This window comes from Mycobacterium sp. 1245499.0 (assembly GCF_001673615.1).
Taxonomy (GTDB): Bacteria; Actinomycetota; Actinomycetes; order Mycobacteriales; family Mycobacteriaceae; genus Mycobacterium; species Mycobacterium europaeum_A.
Map to the genome: position 1 here is coordinate 1 of NZ_LZMG01000251.1, position 17,316 is coordinate 17,316.

The 17,316-nt window shown below is 65.4% G+C and carries 11 protein-coding genes; 2 read left to right on the forward strand and 9 right to left on the reverse strand.

Annotation, left to right across the window (positions count from 1 at the left end; all coding sequences use genetic code 11):
• Window positions 1-81 precede the first annotated feature (81 nt).
• From A5646_RS14260 to A5646_RS29450, 9 genes are all read right to left on the reverse strand, one after another.
• On the reverse strand, window positions 82-1,320 hold the full coding sequence (locus A5646_RS14260) for a thiolase family protein (RefSeq protein ID WP_066865103.1): 1,239 nt from the start codon (window positions 1,318-1,320) through the stop codon (window positions 82-84).
• A gap of 50 nt (window positions 1,321-1,370) precedes the next feature.
• On the reverse strand, window positions 1,371-1,886 hold the full coding sequence (locus A5646_RS14265) for a YkgB family protein (RefSeq protein ID WP_066865101.1): 516 nt from the start codon (window positions 1,884-1,886) through the stop codon (window positions 1,371-1,373).
• A 237-nt stretch (window positions 1,887-2,123) separates the two neighbouring features.
• A complete protein-coding gene (locus A5646_RS14270; RefSeq protein WP_066865098.1) occupies window positions 2,124-2,714 on the reverse strand; it encodes a GNAT family N-acetyltransferase in 591 nt (196 codons plus the stop codon).
• Between the two features lie 384 nt (window positions 2,715-3,098).
• Entirely contained in the window at window positions 3,099-5,375 is a 2,277-nt protein-coding gene (locus A5646_RS14275) for a LuxR C-terminal-related transcriptional regulator (RefSeq protein WP_067022198.1), read from the reverse strand.
• 453 nt (window positions 5,376-5,828) lie between these two features.
• The gene (locus A5646_RS14280; protein WP_082984743.1) at window positions 5,829-6,917 is read right to left on the reverse strand and encodes an alpha/beta fold hydrolase; all 1,089 of its coding nucleotides are present in this window, start codon (window positions 6,915-6,917) and stop codon (window positions 5,829-5,831) included.
• 336 nt (window positions 6,918-7,253) lie between these two features.
• Window positions 7,254-10,058, reverse strand: coding sequence for an AAA family ATPase (locus A5646_RS14285; protein WP_066865089.1), 2,805 nt, complete (start codon window positions 10,056-10,058; stop codon window positions 7,254-7,256).
• An 86-nt stretch (window positions 10,059-10,144) separates the two neighbouring features.
• Window positions 10,145-12,952, reverse strand: a complete 2,808-nt coding sequence (locus A5646_RS14290) for a LuxR family transcriptional regulator (protein WP_067022200.1) — start codon at window positions 12,950-12,952, stop codon at window positions 10,145-10,147.
• Between the two features lie 91 nt (window positions 12,953-13,043).
• Window positions 13,044-15,839, reverse strand: a complete 2,796-nt coding sequence (locus A5646_RS14295; protein ID WP_066865082.1) for a LuxR family transcriptional regulator — start codon at window positions 15,837-15,839, stop codon at window positions 13,044-13,046.
• Window positions 15,840-16,052: 213 nt separating this feature from the next.
• Window positions 16,053-16,415, reverse strand: coding sequence for a hypothetical protein (locus A5646_RS29450; RefSeq protein WP_197505192.1), 363 nt, complete (start codon window positions 16,413-16,415; stop codon window positions 16,053-16,055).
• Window positions 16,416-16,576: 161 nt separating this feature from the next.
• Here A5646_RS29450 and A5646_RS29940 point away from each other — a divergent pair, with 161 nt between their 5' ends.
• Together A5646_RS29940 and A5646_RS28135 are read left to right on the forward strand one after the other, a co-directional pair.
• The gene (locus tag A5646_RS29940; RefSeq protein ID WP_231998329.1) at window positions 16,577-16,792 is read left to right on the forward strand and encodes a hypothetical protein; all 216 of its coding nucleotides are present in this window, start codon (window positions 16,577-16,579) and stop codon (window positions 16,790-16,792) included.
• A 400-nt stretch (window positions 16,793-17,192) separates the two neighbouring features.
• A partial coding sequence (locus tag A5646_RS28135) for a PPE domain-containing protein (RefSeq protein WP_156765604.1) occupies window positions 17,193-17,316 on the forward strand: 124 nt, incomplete at its 3' end.

Below are 17,316 nucleotides of genomic sequence, written 5' to 3' on the forward strand. Positions count from 1 at the left end.
GGCCATCAATCGGCGTGGGCCCGATCTGGAGTGTCGTGCGTCAAAGCGTGCCCACCTTCGGCGGTGGAGTGTGCACGGCTCCTATTCTGCGCCAACGTTTTCCAAAACCACTGCTACTGCCTGACCAGAACCGATACAGACCCCGATCACCCCATAATGGGCGGCTCGTTCACGCAATTCGGTCGCCAGCGTCAACAAGTAGCGAGTACCCGTAGCCCCGAAGGGATGTCCGATCGCGACCGCACCGCCATTGGGTGTCAGCTTGTCATCGGGCACCACGAAACCGTCCAGCTGGTTTGGCAATTCCCGCAGCACGCCCAGCGCCTGGGCGCTGAACGCCTCGTGCACCTCCCACACGTCGATCTGCTCGGGGCTGAGTCCTGCCCGCCGGATCGCGGCCGGGATCGCCCATGCGGGGGCCACGCCCATAATGAGCGGGTCGATGCCATAGACCGCACTCGATACCACTCGGGCTAACGGCTGAATGCCGAGCTCGCCGGCTCGCTCCCCGGAAGCGATGACCACGGCACTGGCACCATCACTTAAAGGCGAGGAGTTGGCCGCCGTCATTTGAGTCGTTCCGGGCTGGGCCGGTAAAGCCGCCAGCGCCTCGGCGGTGGTGTCATCGCGGATGAACTCATCATGTTCTGCCAGCCGGGCAGGTGTCTTTTTTGTCGCCGGAATCGGCACGGACATAATCTCTTTGGCTAGCCGTCCTCGATCACGCGCAGCCTTGGCATGTTGCTGGGACCGCAGCGCGAAGGCATCGATCTCCTCGCGGTCCAGTGAGTAGCGGTCGGCAACATTTTGCGCGGTCTCGATCATGCTGATGTAAGCGTTGCGGGCCAACAAAACCGGGTTGGGCGGTCCTCCAGCGCCGCTCCACATGGTGTCGAGCATGAGGACCGGACCCCGGGGACTGAACGCTGCGTCGCCCTTCATCAGCGCCCACCCCGATCGCGACATCGACTCGACTCCACAGGCGATGCCCAGGCCGAGGTCGCCGGCTTTGATCGCGTGGCTAATGGTCACCGCCGCGGTCAGTGATGATCCGCAAAATCTATTCACGGTGGCCCCGGCCGCGGTGTCAGGAAATCCGGCAGCCAGTGCCGCCCACCGGGCGACATCGCCCATGCCTTCGTGAGCAGGGTTCACGCAACCCGCTACGATGTCTTCCACGGCATTGAGCGGCACACCGAGCCGGTCGCACGCGCCCTTCATCGTCATACCCAGCAAGTCATCGGCCCGAGTACCCGACAGTGTGCCCCCATAGCGGGTGAACGGGGTTCGTACGCCACCCAAAACATAAGCCTCAGTCATCGCTACCCTTTTTCCGCATGCATAGCGCGCAACTTCATCAGCGTGAGGTGTCAGCCCGTTTTGGCGAGCGTCGCCTGTCTGCGGGTTGCGTCAATCGCGTCCACCAGCAGCCACAGCGCTAAGCCGAAGAGCGCGATGTCCTTCATCAAGAATTCCCCGTCGGCGGACAAAACGGGGAAGCCACCAGCAGACGCCTCGCCGACCCCGGGGGTCGTGATCATGAAGCTCAGCGTGGTCACGAAGAACAGCGAGGCGAAGGCGCCGCCTACCACGGAAACCCTGGGGAACCATGGCTTGACGGCCAGCAGTGCCGCAGTGATCAATTCTATTGATCCGTTCAATCGACCAAACGCATCGATCGAAATGATCTCGTAGATCCAACCCAAGAAGGGGCTGTTGGCCACCCAATGCGAAATACCTTGGGATTCATAGTGAGTAAATTTCATGGCGCCGAACCAGGCCAGGACTATAACCAGACCATAGCGTGCGACAAGAGGCGCAATGTCGGTCGCTCGAGACTTTCCTGGCCCATCAGTCATCACGGCGGTGGCCTCACTCTGCGACATGTGGTCTCCGTTCTTTGTGTATGCGTTTCACCGCGTGGCTGTCGACACGGTGATCCGGGCAGTTTCGGTTGCGGCTCAGATCAGCGACAAGGATCTCTGGGCAGAGGGTGAGTTGTCGTCATCCACCGGTGCAATTCACCCGGGTGAGACGGCGATAGCCGCTGTGCGGCAGAATCGTTAGCCAGGTAGCGACATCGACCGGCAACGGGTTACGCTACGACATCCTTCCGTCCGTGTTCATCCCGCGCACGCCGGCTCCGGTAGGTCCAGGTCGGCCTTCGTCAGACGGTAGACCTGTAGCGTGAGGTTGTAGTACTTGTCGGTCTCGCCGACCCAATCCATTCCTACCCGTCGGGCGGTAGCCACACCACGGCGATTGTCCGGCCGCACGACTGCGAAGACCTCGCTGACACCGAGGTTTTCGAATGCCTGATGGGCGACCGCGTGACCCGCTTCCGCGCCATACCCGTGGCCCCAGGCCTGCGGAGACAGCTGCCACCCGATTTCTAGATCCGTGCCGCCCGGCGGCAATGGAAGCAGGGCCACGCCCCCGATCACGTCGCCGGAGTCTCTGTCGGTGATCGCCCATCGGCCCAACGGCAGCCCGGTCGGGTCGCTTTCGGCGATCCACGCCGCCAGGACGCGTCGCATTTCGGTCCCATCGACGATGGGGGACAAGGCCGGACACAGCCAACGCATCACTTCGGGCGCACCGTATATGGCATGAGCCGCGACATCGTCATCGAGCCGCCATGGCCGTAACGTCAGCCGGGGGGTGGTGATGCGCCGCGTGTCGGCGTCCGATTCAACGTGACGATGCGCAACCATTCGGCTCCTAGCGTTGTCTGCACGTAGTTGGTATGGCACCCAAAAGTCATCGACGTCTTCTGCACTGATCACCCAGTGCTCAGCAGCGATGGCCTCCATGTGACCACGAAGTCCTTGTTGGCGTTACTTATCGGTTCCACGTAGTGGTCCGGGCTCGCGGTTGTCCCGAGACGGATTGCCTTGTAATCACATGTCCTCCGTCATTGCGTTCTTCGCAGAGCTGTGTGCTTACCCAGCCCGGAACAACCCGTTGATCCGAAGCTCTTGCCCGGCAGGTCGATGGCAAGCAATATTCTCAGCATGACCCGAAACCGATTCAGCTGTCATCACCCTCACCACCTTTCACCCGGGTGAGGTTAGGCCGACAGCCACGAGGCATGCCAACTACAAAAGGCCGAGTTCTCGCGCCCGGCTCACCGCCGCGCCACGGTGCTCGACGCGCAGCTTGCGGTACACGGCGCGCTGGTGGGTCTTCACGGTATTGAGCGAGACGTACAGCCGCTCACCGATTTCACGTCGCGACAACCGGGTGGCGAGCAGGCGAAGAACCTCAAGCTCCTTGGGGGTCAGTTCCTCACCGGCAACGCAACTCTCATTGCGCGAACTCGCCGCGACGCCCGCACTCCGCTGGGCCCCTGCGAGCAGCGTCGGGGCGATGCCGGCATCAGCGCAACCGCATACCAGCGTCGCGACCTCTTCGAGACTCGCCTTTTCGTTCTGGTGGTCGCCGAGGTCCTCGAAGATCTCCGCTGTGATCAACAGCGCCTTAGCCACCTCGAGGATTGCTCCGCCTTGGCGCGCCGACTTGACGGCCATGTCGGCGGCAGGCGCCGCTGCGTTCGCCTCACCGCGCAGACGAAGGACTTTGGCCGTGGCAAGCGACACCACCACGTCCACGAGGTGTTCCGCATCCGCGAGATCGCGGGAGCTGCCGGAAGCCCGACGGATTTGACGTTCGGCGTCCGCAAGCCGGCCATGCTCGGCCGAAATCAGCGCCAGATAACCCAACGCGTAGATGCGGGCGCGACGATCGCCCACCTTTTCGGCCAGCTCTACGGTGCGCCGGAAGGCGGCTTGCGCCTCGGGGGTATTGCCCGAAAAGTACAGTGCGGCACCATAGATGCAGTAGGCGCTTGATCGGCCGAGCGGCGCTTCGCCGAGATCGAGGGTGATTGCCCGGCGCGCTGTCTCAAGCGCCCCGGTGATGTCGGCCGTCTTGAACGAGTGAATCGCGCGCAACACGACGACTTGAGCGCTGAGAGCGCGACCATCTGCGGTGTCGGCCGCGGATCGGGTTTCGACTGCCTCGATCCACTCGGCGGCGTCATCGAGTTGACCGACGCTCAAGGCGATCCAGGCCCGGGCCACGCTCAGCCGCGGATCCTGTATGACCGTCTCCTCGGGAAGCAGATCGAGATAGCCGGAGATGGTCGATACGCCTCCCCCGTTGAATTCGTCGACCCAGTCCGCGGCGATCAGGTCAGCACTGCGCGCGATGTCACCGGCCGCGAGCAGGTGACGCACCGCCTCATCGATGAGCCCCTCGGCCTCGAACCACGTCGCGGCTCGCCGGTGCAGATCGGCGACGAGATCGGGCTCGGTGCGGCGCAACTCGGTGTGCAGCAACTCTCCGAATAGCTGGTGATAGCGGTACCAGTGACGCGACGTGTCCAATGGCACCACAAACAGGTTTTCGCGCTCGATCTTCTGCAAGACCGAGGCCGAGCCAGACGTCTGCAGCACCGCGTCGCACAGCGCACCGCTTAGTCGTCCCAAGACCGACGTCCGTAGCAAAAAGCTGCGCAGCTGCGGCGGCTGACCGTCGAGCACTTCGGCCATCAAGTAATCGACGATATGACGGTTATCGCCTGCGAACGTCCTGATGAACGTGGCGGTATCGGCACGCCCGGCAAGCGAGAGGGCGGCAAGGTAGAGACCGGCGACCCACCCTTCAGTGCGGCGGTGCAACAATTGAATATCTCTGGGGGCCAAGCCCAGCCCGAGTACATCGTTCAGCAGATGGTCCGCCTCAATCGGCCCGAAACGTAAATCGTCGGTTCGCACCTCGGCAAGCTCGCCGCTGGCCCTCAGCCGAGCCAACGGCAACATCGGATCGGACCGGGTGGCCAATACCAGGTGAAGATTCGCCGGCATCCGGCTGATGAAGAACGCAAGCTGCTCATGCGCCGCTCGACCTACCACCAGATGGTAGTCATCTAGAATGAGCACGACCGGGTTGGCGATTGTGTCCAGATCATTCAGCAGGGTAGGCAGTACGACCTGCACTGGGTCGGCGCCCATCGCTAGGAGTTCGACCGCGCGAATCCCTATCCCGGGACTGACCTTCTGCAGCGCGGCGACCACGTACATCCAAAACCACACCGGGTCGTTGTCGGAGGAGTCAAGCGACAGCCAGGCGAACCGCTCGTCCTCGCCCGCGCCCAAAGCCCACTGCGCCAGCAATGTCGTCTTGCCCCAGCCTGCCGGCGCACTCAGTAGGGTCAGCTTGCGGCGGCGTCCCGCCGATAGTGCGTCCAGCAGGGCGCCCCGGTGAACGAGTTGCGCGCCGATGGCAGGGACGTGCAGCTTGGTGGCGAGCAGAACTGCTCGCGCAGCGGCTTCTCCGACGCCGTTGTCGCTGCGCCCAGCTGAGCCGCTCATGCCCGAACTCCGCCACTCCGTTGAATCCAGCAGCCGGGCGGGAAAACTCGGTGTTGAGGCGCCTTGGGTGGACGCTGGCGGGTCGGCATCCCGATTGTTTCTTGCAGGGTCGGCCGGTCTCGTTCTGCCCGGCAATTGCGGTGACCCTATTGAATCAGATGCGTTCTCCGCGATTAACTCCTGCGCCCGCCGGCGATGCCCGTTTGGGTTGGGGGACCGGCATCCCGCCAGCGGCCCAATGATTTTCTCGTGAGTCGTGCTCACGCTTTGCCCGCTCACCGTATTTCTCCTCGTTGGCAATTCAGAACTCAATGACTACGTTGGCAGCGCGGGCACCGCCTGACCATCGCCCCACGGGTGATCTTTAGGGTCGGGTGGGTGTATGCCTAGTGGCCCTGATCGCGCAACTGCCCGCGAAGACTCCGCGTAAAGCGGAGGCACCGTCTAACCGGGTCATGACACTCGGTCCTCGACTTCGACGGGTGATGCCGTAAATGCCGAATCGCAATGGTCGATGCGGAAGTCGCCGCCTAGCGGCTTTTCCGACGCCGTGGACGCACCGGGGTCATAGTGACACCCAGCCGCAAGAGCTGGGCTGGTGTCGGCGATGGCGGAGCTGATGGCTCCGGTGACCACCTGCGGGATTTCATGCAAGAGCGTGTGCCCTGCGGTCGGCCGGTGGATGAGCGTCGCCCCGGGGATACCGTCGGCCAGCTCGCGGGCGTGCCACATTGGCGTGAGCTTGTCCGCTCCTCCGCTGATGATGGTTGTTTTGGCCGTGATAGAGCTCAGGGTCGTCGAGCAGTCGTACTCTTTCAGACCGCGTAGGAAGCCGACTTTGGTCGTCGACGGGGTGGCGTTGACGGCGGCCGCGGACATAGTGACCAACGATTTCGGGGCAGCTTCACCGTATCCGCCAAACCTGGTCAGTGCCGCGCAAACCGGCCGGACGAGGAATTGAACGACCTCATCCGTACCCGCGCGAGGCATGCGGTGCACGAGGTGGTAGAGCATGCTTGTCGCGGGGGTGCTCAGCAGTCGGCCGAGGCCGTGCGAGGCGAGATTTCCCGCAGCGGTCGCGACGAGAACAAGGCTCTCCGGCTCAACGGGACGTTTGCCGGCCGGCTGGCGGAGATAGGCTAAGGCCGTCATACCACCCATCGAGTGCCCTACCAGGGTGAGAGCGCCCGCAACGCCAAGCGCGACCAGCAACTCGGCGAGGTCGTCGGCGAGTCGGCCGATCCGGTACGTGTGCATTGACGCATTGCCGGATTCGCCGTGACCACGGTGGTCGTAACTGATGATCCGGATGTCGTTGCCCCAGCGACGGATCAGCTGCGCCATCTGGATATTCCACGATTCCTTGTTCAAGCAAAAGCCGTGGAGAAGTACGACTGTGTGGCCAGCAGCGGGAGATCCCCAGTCACGAACGGACAGCGGGACGCCATCGCTCGTGGTGACTGTGCGCTCGCAGGCCGGCGATCGGCGTGTGCCGGGCGTTCGTCTACGGCCGCAACGCGATGGCGACCCTTGTGGCGTCATCGCTTTGTCACTGACATTGCCATCGAGATGTGCAGTCCGACTTGCTGTTTCTGGCGCGACCGGCGGTCATCGGGACACCATGGTGTACCCGGCGACACCGAACGCGACTGGCACCATCGCCAGCATTCCAAGCGCCGCATTCAACATTGTTCGCTCTTTCCCTTGTGCGCTCACCGGCATGGTGTGTGGCCTGGCAGGCCCGTCGCTTTGGGTGAGAATGTGATTAGTTGTCGAGTACTACGGTCGTCGGGCAGGCAGCGGAAAACCATCGCCCAAGGGATGATCTTGAGGGCCGGATGGATGTAGTACTAGGCGGCCCCGTATTTGACGTGTCGGTCAATCAGAGCCGCGCATCAGCTGCGCCAATTCGGCGCGGGAAGTGATCCCCAGTTTGGCAAATGCGTTGTGTACGTGGGTCTTCACTGTGTGGGGGGAGAGGTGCAGTTGCTGCGCGACGGAGCGGTTGGTCGCGCCCTGGGCGATGAGGTTGATGACCGTGAGTTCGGAATCGGTGAGGCTGTCCCAGCCCGTTCGCGCCCGCGTGTGCGTGACGATGCGCCGTTCGACGCCTAATCGGCGCAGCGCGCGGCCGACCCGGCGGGCGTCGGCGAGCGCTTCGGATTCCGCGAACGTGTCGAATGCTTGATTGAGACTTTCAATCGCCTCCGCATCGCGTCCGGCGCGTGCTAGTTCATCAGCGGCGTCCTCGGCGGCACCGGCGTAAAGAAGCGGACGCCACGTCTCCAACGCGTTGGCCGCTTCCAACAGCGCATCGGCGTCACCATCCAAGATTCCGCGGGCCTGCCGAGCGACCGCCGCGAACAACGCCACTCCGGGGCGCTCGCGTTCCAGCACCTCGACGCTCTGCAGCACCCGCGCGCGTAGCCCGGCGTCGCCGGCCACTGACGCCACCCGCGACATCAAGATGACTTGGTCGAACACGTTAGGCCATAGCGGTGTGATGACACGCGTGTTCTGGCGCCCAAGCCAGCGCACCGCATCGTGAACGTCGCCGCGGTGCCACGCGGCAAGCGCGACCACGTAGGCCGCGCCGCAGGACAACAAGGGTGAGGTGCTGGGATACAGGACCAGAGCCTCAGACACTAGGTCTTGCAATAACATTCGGTCACCTGTTCGCGCGGCGACCTCAGCCAGAACGAGCATGCGCTCAATGTTGACCTCGGTACTGTTCGCCCATTCGCGCCGGGGCAGCGCCTCGATGGTGCCGCGCGCCGCGACCAGACGACCCGCCGCCACATGAACCATCCCGCCCAGGTGGGTCCAGCCGGGAAGCGCCATCGCGTTGCGCTCGCGATGTGCTTTCTCGGTGCCCTCGGCAACCTGCGCGCTGGCGTCCGCCAAGCTGCCCGTGCAAACAATCAGGCCTACGCGCCGCTTGGCCGCGTATATGCCGCCGAAGGTAGCCTCACCGCTGCGCGTCATGGCTTCTACCTCGTCCATGCGCTGAAGCGCGCGCACCGCATAACCGTCCTGATAGTCAATCAGGGCAAGCGCGGTGTCGCTGACGATCCGGGCCTCCAAATCACCCGTCGCCGTGGCCGCGGCCGCGGCCACACCCGCTGCCGAGGCGTCCGTATACAGACCGTTGACCACCTCGAAGTAGGCCACCCACGCTTGATGGCGCGCCCTGGTGACGTCGTTGATGCCGACCAATTGCAGCGCGCGACGGAGCTCGGCAATGCGTTGCTCCGGGTCCTCGGTGCCCGCGGCCACCTGCAGCCGAATCTCTGCTTCGTCGTCTTGCGACAGCTGCGTTGCGAGCGCCCTGTCGGCAAGCGCCTGGGCCTCGTCATACCGGGTCGCCCGATTCAGCCACTCCACCGTGTCGGCGACGAGCGACCCGTAGCTTCCGTCGTGGGCGGGCAATAGGTCCAATGCGCGCTTGCTCAAGTCGGCGGCCGCACTCGCATCGCCACGACCAACCGCTTGCGTGGCTTGCCGCAGCGCATCGATCGCCTCCCGGTCTCCCGGCTCGGCGCTGCGTGCCAGCTGGGTGGCCACCTCCGCCGGGGCCGCGCCCATACTCAGCATGACCGACGCCGCTTGGCGCTCCATTGCCCGCCGCAACGACTGCGGCAAGGACTGGCGGGTGGCCTCACGCAGCAAGTCATGTCGAAACCTCAGCCGCACATCATCTTCCACGAGCAGATCCGCGCGCACCGCCTCCTCGAGCGCTGACAGCAACGATGCCGGCTGGCGTTCCAGCATCGCGGCCAACAGTCGGGCCGAAAACCGGTCGGGCAACACCGCGGCCACTCGCACCACCTCTGACGCGTCGCCGGAGAGTAGGTCCAGCCGCTGGTGCATCGTTGAGCCCAGACGCCGCGGTAGCGCGTCGCCGGTGGCCAGCACCCGCCCGCCGCTGACCTTCAGTCGGCCTTCCTCTCCAAGCCCCCCGAGCAACTCGCTGACCAGAAACGGATTTCCGTGCGCCTTGGCTGCCAGATTCAATAGCGACACATCGGCTTTCGCCCGTACGGCGTCTTGGACCATGTCCGCGACCGCGTCCGCCGTCATCGCGCCCACCTGCATAACCACCGCCCCCGCGCGTTGCAGCACCGACAGCGTCTCTTGCACCGCCGGCGCGCCGGCCCCGGTGCGGGCAGTCAACACCCACAACACCGGTGCACCCGGCAGCACGGCGGCCAGCGACCGCAGCGCCAACAGAGTGGCGTTGTCGGCCCAGTGGACGTCCTCCAAAAGGATCGCCAGCGGGGTCTGCACGGCTGCTGTATGAATGGCGCCGGCCAAATCGTGCACCACCCAGTAGCGGAGATCGGCCGACGTGCCCAAGCGACGCAAAGCCTCCGCATCACCGACAGGGGGCTCCGCGCGCAGGGTCGCCATGAACAGCGAGAAGAACGGCACCGTCTGCTGATACTCGAATGCCTCGCCGAACAGTGCCCGAACGCCGGCCTTCTCAGCGAGCGCCAGGACCTCGGTGAGCAACCGACTCTTGCCGATGCCGGGCGGGCCCTCGATGACCAGCACCCCCCCACGCCCTTGGGCCACCGCGGTAACCAGTGCGCCGATCTTGTTCAGCTCGTTTATCCGCCCCCGAATCGGCGGGGTGACCAGCCGCTGGCCGCCGACATCAAATAAGCCGGTTGAAGGCCCCACGGGTTCCCTGTCTTCCGTCTAGCGGACTGGCGCTGCAGTGCACGTCATTCTAGGCCGCGCATGTCAAGTACCCGATGCGCTGTCGATCAGTCAGCGCCTCGCATGAGCTGCGCCAATTGGGCGCGGGAAGTAATGCCGAGCTTGGCAAACGCATTGCGCACGTGGGTCTTCACGGTGTGGGGGGAGAGGTGCAGTTGCTGTGCAACGGAGCGGTTGGTCGCGCCTTCGGCGATGAGGTGGACGACGGTGAGTTCAGAGTGGGTGAGGCTGTCCCAGCCCGTTTTTGCTCGCGGGTGGTTGACGATTCGCCGTTCCACGCCCAACTCGCGCAGCGCGCGGCCTACCCGACGGGCATCGGCGGTCGCCCCGCACTCGATGTAGGCGTCGAATGCCGCGTTCAGCTGATCGAGCGCCTCAGCGTTGCGCTGTGAGCAACTCAACTCACCGCCGGCGTCCTCGGCGGCGCTGGCATATAGAAGCGGCCGCGGCGATGTGCGAAGCGACTCCGCAACAGCCACCAACGCCAGGGCATCGTGTTCGAGGATCGCGCGGGCATAGCCGGCCACCGCCGCGAACAGCGGCACTTTGGGCCGCTCACGATCAAGCACCTCGGTGGCTTGCAGGACCCGGGCGCGCAAGCCCGCATCACCGGCGGCCGAGGCCACCCGCGCACCCAAGATCAGTCGAACCAATGCGTGGGGGAAAAACGGTGTCGCCAGCAGGATGACGTCGCCGAGCCACCGCATCGCGTCGTGAATGTCGTCGCGCTGCCACGCCGCCCGCGCGAGCACATACGCCGATCCCCGACGTATGCCGGCGGAGCCGGCAGAGTGGGCTTCGCGGGCGTCATTGGCCATTTGTTGCAGCAAGTTCCGGTCATCGGTGTGTGCCGCCACCTCGGCGAGAATCACTGTGCGAAGTACGTCGTGTTCGGTGGCCCCCGTCCGCTGAGGTGGCGCAAGGCATTCCGTCGCGTCGCGGGCGGCCGACAGCCGGCCCGCAGCGAGGTGCACGAGCCCATTGAAGACGGCCCACAGAGAGAGGGCCATCGCGTTGCCTTCCCGGCTGGCTTGCTCAATCCCGTCGGCGACCTGGGCCGTGGCGTCGTCCAACCGGCCGACCACTGCCAGCAGGTTTGCGTTGTACATTCCGGCGTAGGCGTGCGCCAACGCCGTTTCATTCGTGTGGGCGAGCGCACCAAGCTCTTCGAAACGGCGTAGTGCGCGGGAGGTGTATCCCTCACCGGCATCGAGCAAAGCGTGGGTGACGCCGGCCATGATCGTGGCCTCGAAATCACCCGTGACCGCCGCGGCCGAGGAAGCCTCGTCGGCGGCCTCGCGCCGTTGCCCACCTTCGTCGAACACCAGGTTGTACGCCAGCCACGCCAGATGTCGTGCCCGGGTGACCTCGCTCAGCCCGGTCAACTCGAGCGCCCGACGATTCTCCTCCACCCGCCGCTGGTCAGTGTGCTTGGTGTGCACCGGAAGCCGGAGACGGATCTCGGCCTCCACTTCGGGCGACGCCGCCTCCGCGAGCGCCATGTCGGCCAATTCTTCGGCCTCGCCATAGCGGCCGGCCCGGTTGAGCCACTCCACCGTTTCCGCGACCAGGAATCCATGGTCAGCGTCATCGGCGGGCAACAGCGCCAACGCGCGCCTGCTCAAATCCGCGGCCGCGCTCGCATCGCCACGGCCAACCGCTTGCGTGGCTCGGCGCAGTGCCTCGATCGCCTCCCGGTCTCCCGGCTCGGCGCTGCGTGCCAGTTGGGTGGCCACCTCGGCCGGCGCCGCGCCCATCCCCAGCATGACCGACGCCGACTGGCGCTCCATCGCCCGCCGCAACGACTGCGGCAAGGACTGGCGGGTGGCCTCGCGCAACAAGTCGTGGCGAAATCTCAACTGCTCACCGTCTTCAATGAAAAGATCCGCGCGCACGGCCTCCTCGAGCGCCGACAGCAGCGACGTCGGCGATCGTTCCAGCATCGCGGCCAGCAAGCCGGCCGAGAACCGGTCCGGCAGCACCGCGGCCACCCGGACCGCCTCTGAGGCACCTTCGGAGAGCAGATCGAGTCGTTGATGCATGCTGGCGCGCAGACGCCGCGGAAGCTCATGTCCGGTGGCCACCGCGCGCCCACCGCTAACGTTCAGTCGGTCCTCCTCTCCCAGCCCCCCGACAAGCTCACTGACCAAAAACGGATTTCCGTGCGCCTTGGCGGCCAGATTCAGCAGCGACACATCGGCTTTCGCGCGCACGGCGTCGCACACCATGTCGGCGACCGCATCCGGCGTCATGGCCCCCAATCGCAAAAGTGTGGCATTCGCGCGTTGCAGCACCGAAAACGTCTCTTGCACCGCTGGCCCGCCGGCCCCGGTGCGGGCAGTCAAGACCCATAGCACTGACGCATCCGGCCGCGCGGTGGTGAGCGACCGCAGCGCCAACAGCGTGCCGTTATCGGCCCAGTGAACGTCCTCCAGCACAATCACCAGCGGCGTTGCCGCGGCCGCGGCATGAATCGCGTCCGCTAAATCGTGCACCACCCAGTAGCGCAGGTCGGCCGAGCCGCCTAGTCGGCGCAACGCCTCGGCGTCTCCCACCGGGGGATCGGCGTTCAGGGTGGCCATGAACAGCGAGAAAAACGGCACCGTCTGCTGATACTCGAACGCCTCACCGAACAAGCTGCGCACCCCGCACTTGTCGGCCAGCACCAACACCTCGGTCAGCAACCGACTCTTGCCGATGCCGGGCGGCCCTTCGATGACCAGCACGCCGCCACGCCCCTGGGCCACCGCGGCAACCAGTGCGCCGATCATTTTCAACTCGTCTGCCCGCCCCCGAATCGGCGGAGTGACCAGGGCCGGGCCGCCGAAGCCAAATAAGCCGGTTGGAGGCCCCATCGGGTGTGTGTCCTATCTACCGTTTACGGGACTGCCATGCAGTGCACGTCATTGTAGGCCCGCACAGGTGATCTATCCGTTTTGCTGTGGGTCAATCAGCGCCGCGCATCAGCTGCGCCAATTGGGCGCGGGAAGTGATGCCGAGCTTCGCGAATGCGTTGTGGACGTGGGTCTTCACCGTGTGGGGGGAGAGGTGCAGCTCGGTAGCGACGTCGCGGTTGGTCGCGCCTTGTGCGATGAGGTTGATGACCGTGAGTTCAGAGTCGGTGAGGCTGTCCCAGCCCGTTTTTGCGCGTGGGTGGGTGACGATGCGCCGTTCCACGCCTAATAGGCGCAGCGCGCGACCGACCCGGCGGGCATCCGCGGCCGCCCCGCACTCGATGTAGGTGTCGAAGGCTGCGTTCAGATGGTCGAGCGAATCAGCTTTGCGCTGTGCGCGACTCAGCTCGCCGCCCGCGTCCTCGGCGGCGCCAGCGTAAAGAAGCGGCCGCGACGATGATTGGAGCAACTCGGCGGCAACCACCAATGCCTGGGCGTCACGCTCGAGGATGCCGCGAATGTGTCGGGCGACTGTGGAGAACAACGGAACCCCCCACGGCTCGTGTTCGAGCACGTCGACGGCGTCCAGGAGGCGCGCGCGCAAGCCTGCATCACCGGCGGCTGACGCTACCCGCGCGGTCAAGGTCAGCTGATCCAGGACGGTCGGCAAGAACGGTGTCATGAGTAGCGAGATATCGTCGCCGAGCCAGCGAACCGCTTCATGAACGTCGTCGCGCTGCCACGCCGCCAGCCCTAGCGCGCACGCCGCCCCGCGGCGTACGGCGGGTGAACCGTTGGAGTACGCGTCGCGCGCCTCATTCATGGTCTCTACCAACAACGTTCGGTCGTCGGTGCGCGCCGCCACCTCCGCCAGGGTGAACAAGCGCATAGCGTTTACAAAAGTCGACCCCGGTCGCTCCGGCTTCGGCAGCCGCTCGGTGGTGACGCGGGCCGCTGACAGCCGGCCCGCGGCCGCCTCCACCACCCCCGCCATCAGGGCCCAGATGTGGAGCGCCATGCCGTCGCGTTCCTTCTGGGATGTTTCTGTGCCGTCCGCGACCAGCACCGCCGCATCTTCCAGCCGTCCGACCACAGCGAGCAGGTTTGCCAGGTGGCACCCGGCGAGGTTATGAGTCGTCATATCGCCCGCGGGGGGCAGGGCCTGGAGTTCCTCAACGCGGTGCAGAGCGCGGGCCGCGTACCCGTTCGAGCAGTCGAGGTAGGCGAGTGCAACTCCGGACAGAATCCTCGACTCCAGATCGCCGGTGGATGCGGCGGCGACCGCCGCCTCGTTGGCTGCCGCGCTGTCCTGTCCGTGTTGGCCGTACATCGTCAGGTTGTACGCCAGCCATGCCCGATGTCGCGCCTGGGTGACGTCGCTGAGGTCGGGCAACTGAAGTGCGCGGCGGTTCTCTTGGATGTGTCGCGCGGTCGTATCTGTGATTGCCGTCCGAAGCCGGAGGAGGATCTTGGCCTCTTCTTCGGGCTCCAGCTCGGCGGACAGGGTGGTGCTCGCCAACCGTTGCGCCTCCTCGTAACGTGTGGCCCGGTTGAGCAGCACGATCGTTTCCGCCACGAGCGGCCCACGTCCTGGATCTTGGGGTGGCTGGAGTTCCAAGGCGCGCATGCTCAGATCCGCCGCAGCGTCGGGATCGCTGTTGGCCACCGACTGTGCGGCTTCGCGGAGTGCGGCAACCGCGACCTGATCGCCCACCTCAGCGCTGCGGCCGAGCTGGGTTGCCACCTCCTCGGGCGCTGCCCCCATGTCCAGCATGACGGTCGCCGATTGCCGTTCCATCGCTCGGCGCAGCGATTGGGGCAGCGACTGCCGCGTCGCTTCGCGCAGCAGATCGTGACGAAACCTCATCTGATCGCCGTCGTCGGTGAGGAAGTCGGCGTGGACTGCCTCTTCCACCGCCGATACCAGGGCGGCCGGTCGGCGTTCCAGCATCGCGGCGAGCAGCCGGGCCGAGAATCGGTCAGGCAGCACAGCGGCGACTCGCACGACCTGGCTCGCGGCGTGCGAGAGCTGGTCGAGTCGTTGCTGCATAGTGTCGCTGAGTCGCCGCGGCAACGTTTCTCCGGTGGCGACCGCGCGGCCGCCGCTGACGTCGAGCCGGCCCTCCTCGTCCAGTCCTCGCAGCAGCTCCGTCAGCAGGAACGGGTTGCCGTGCGCCTTGTCGGCCAGAGTCAGGAGCGACGCATCCGCGTTGGCCCGCACGGCGTCCTGCACTATGTCCGCGACGGCGCTCGGTGTCATCGCCGTCAACCGCAGAAACCTGGCATCCTCACGTTCCAGCGCGGTAAGCGTCTCGCGAACGGCCGGCCCGCCGGCGCCGGTTCGTGCGGTGAGCACCCACAGCACCGGGGCGTCGGGACGTGTCGCGGCCAGCGATCGCAGCGCCACCAGGGTGGCGTTATCGGCCCAGTGGATGTCCTCGAGGAGGATCACCAAGGGTATTCGGGACGCGGCCGCATGAATGGCGGCTTGCAGATCGCGCACCACCCAGTAGCGGAGATCGGCCGACGTGCCCAAGCGGCGCAATGCCTCCGCATCACCGACGGGGGGATCCGCGCGCAGCGTCGCCATGAACAGCGAGAAAAATGGCACCGTCTGCTGGTATTCGAACGCCTCGCCGAATAGTGCCCGCACACCGGCCTTCTCGGCGAGCGCCAAGACCTCGGTGAGCAACCGACTCTTGCCGATGCCGGGCGGCCCCTCGATGACCAGTACGCCGCCGCGCCCCTGAGCGAGCGCCGCGATCTGCGTGCCGATCACCTTCAGCTCGACTGCACGCCCGCGAATCGGCGGTGTGCGGGCCTTCCCCGACGCCCTCGCGGTGTTCACGCGAAACGCCGCCCACCGAAGTGAAGTAGGCGGGGGGAAGACTTCCAACCTATGTAATCCACAGTTCTCGCCACCGTTAGCGCTGGCAGTCAGTGTAGGCGAGCTTCTCCGCCCCGTTTGGTGAACTGCCATTCGGTTGCATCAGATGCGTCCTCACCGGATACCTGCGGCCGACGCCGGCGGTGCCGGTTGGGCCGGCAGGCCCGGGGTGCTTCATCCCCTGGTGCTCGAAACACTCGCCGAATCGCCCGGGTGAATCAGTTCGCCGGGTGATGACCACTCATCCCACATCGGTTGATCCTCGCTCAACAGATGGATGGCGAGCGACGGTACGTGGAGCCGGCCATGTTTTTCGGATCTGCGTTCGGGGCCGCTTAAGTGAGCCACGCCTCGCGATGACGTGGACGACTTGGCTGCGTTGAGCACCACCGAACGCCATCGCCACAAATGGGAGAAACCACATGAAGCCTCGCCAATTTCAACGATCGCCAGCTGAATACGGCGGCGGCGCCGCGCGATCACCATGGCTGCCGCATCGAATGCGTGATGCCGCCGCCTTTGCACGGCGTTGGGCATATCGGAAGGGAGAAGGCGCGAGGGACGCCGTCCCGGCGATCGAGGATCAACTTCACGCGCTGCAGCCCGTCTGCAGTGCCCAGCGGGTGTCGACCGGCATTACGTGCGGTGCACCGGCGGTGACGGTCGCCGAGATACACGCCATTGACGGATGCGACCAGATGGGGCTGAGCCCAGACGGCGACCTCGTCGAGACGCTCTGCCAGGCCTGCCTGTCCACTCTGCAATGGGCGATGGCGACCTACGTGGGCGAGAAGCGCGAGATGGCGTCCCGATGCGGCGCCCACCCGGCGTGCACTACCTGCGGGCGTCCCACTGGATACCTGGGCAGTGTCTTCACTGTGCGCCCGATCGGGCTCGAGGGGCTGGCACCATGACCCGACGGCTACGCGTTGCCTTCCTGTTCGCGGCCGTGGTTTCCGGTGATTACGCGGTCCTCACGTTGATCAATGGGCAGCCAATCGATTTCGGTGTCACCGCCGCCATTTGTACGGGCTCCTTGGTCGCGGCCGGGCTGATCGCCTACGCGGGCAGGCGACGCCGCGAGGCGATGGCGCGGGGACGAGCGGCCGTCTGGGAGCGCCGTGACCGGCAGGCGGCCGCCGCCGGCCAACAGTGCGTGTTATGCGGAGCCGCGCGCCAAAAATTAAGCGACTCACCCAGATTCGTTGATCGGCAGACCGCGCGCTTATGTGCGGCATGCGCGCCGGCCCTCAACTAGAGCCGGCACGATGAGCCGGGCCCGGAAGTGTTGACAGCACGCTGGAGCTTTCGAAGATGGATTTTGGGGCGCTGCCGCCAGAAATCAACTCCGGCCGGATGTATTCCGGGCCCGGCTGCGGGTCGATGCTGGCCGCCTCGGCAGCCTGGGACGGGCTGGCCGCCGACATGCATGCGACGG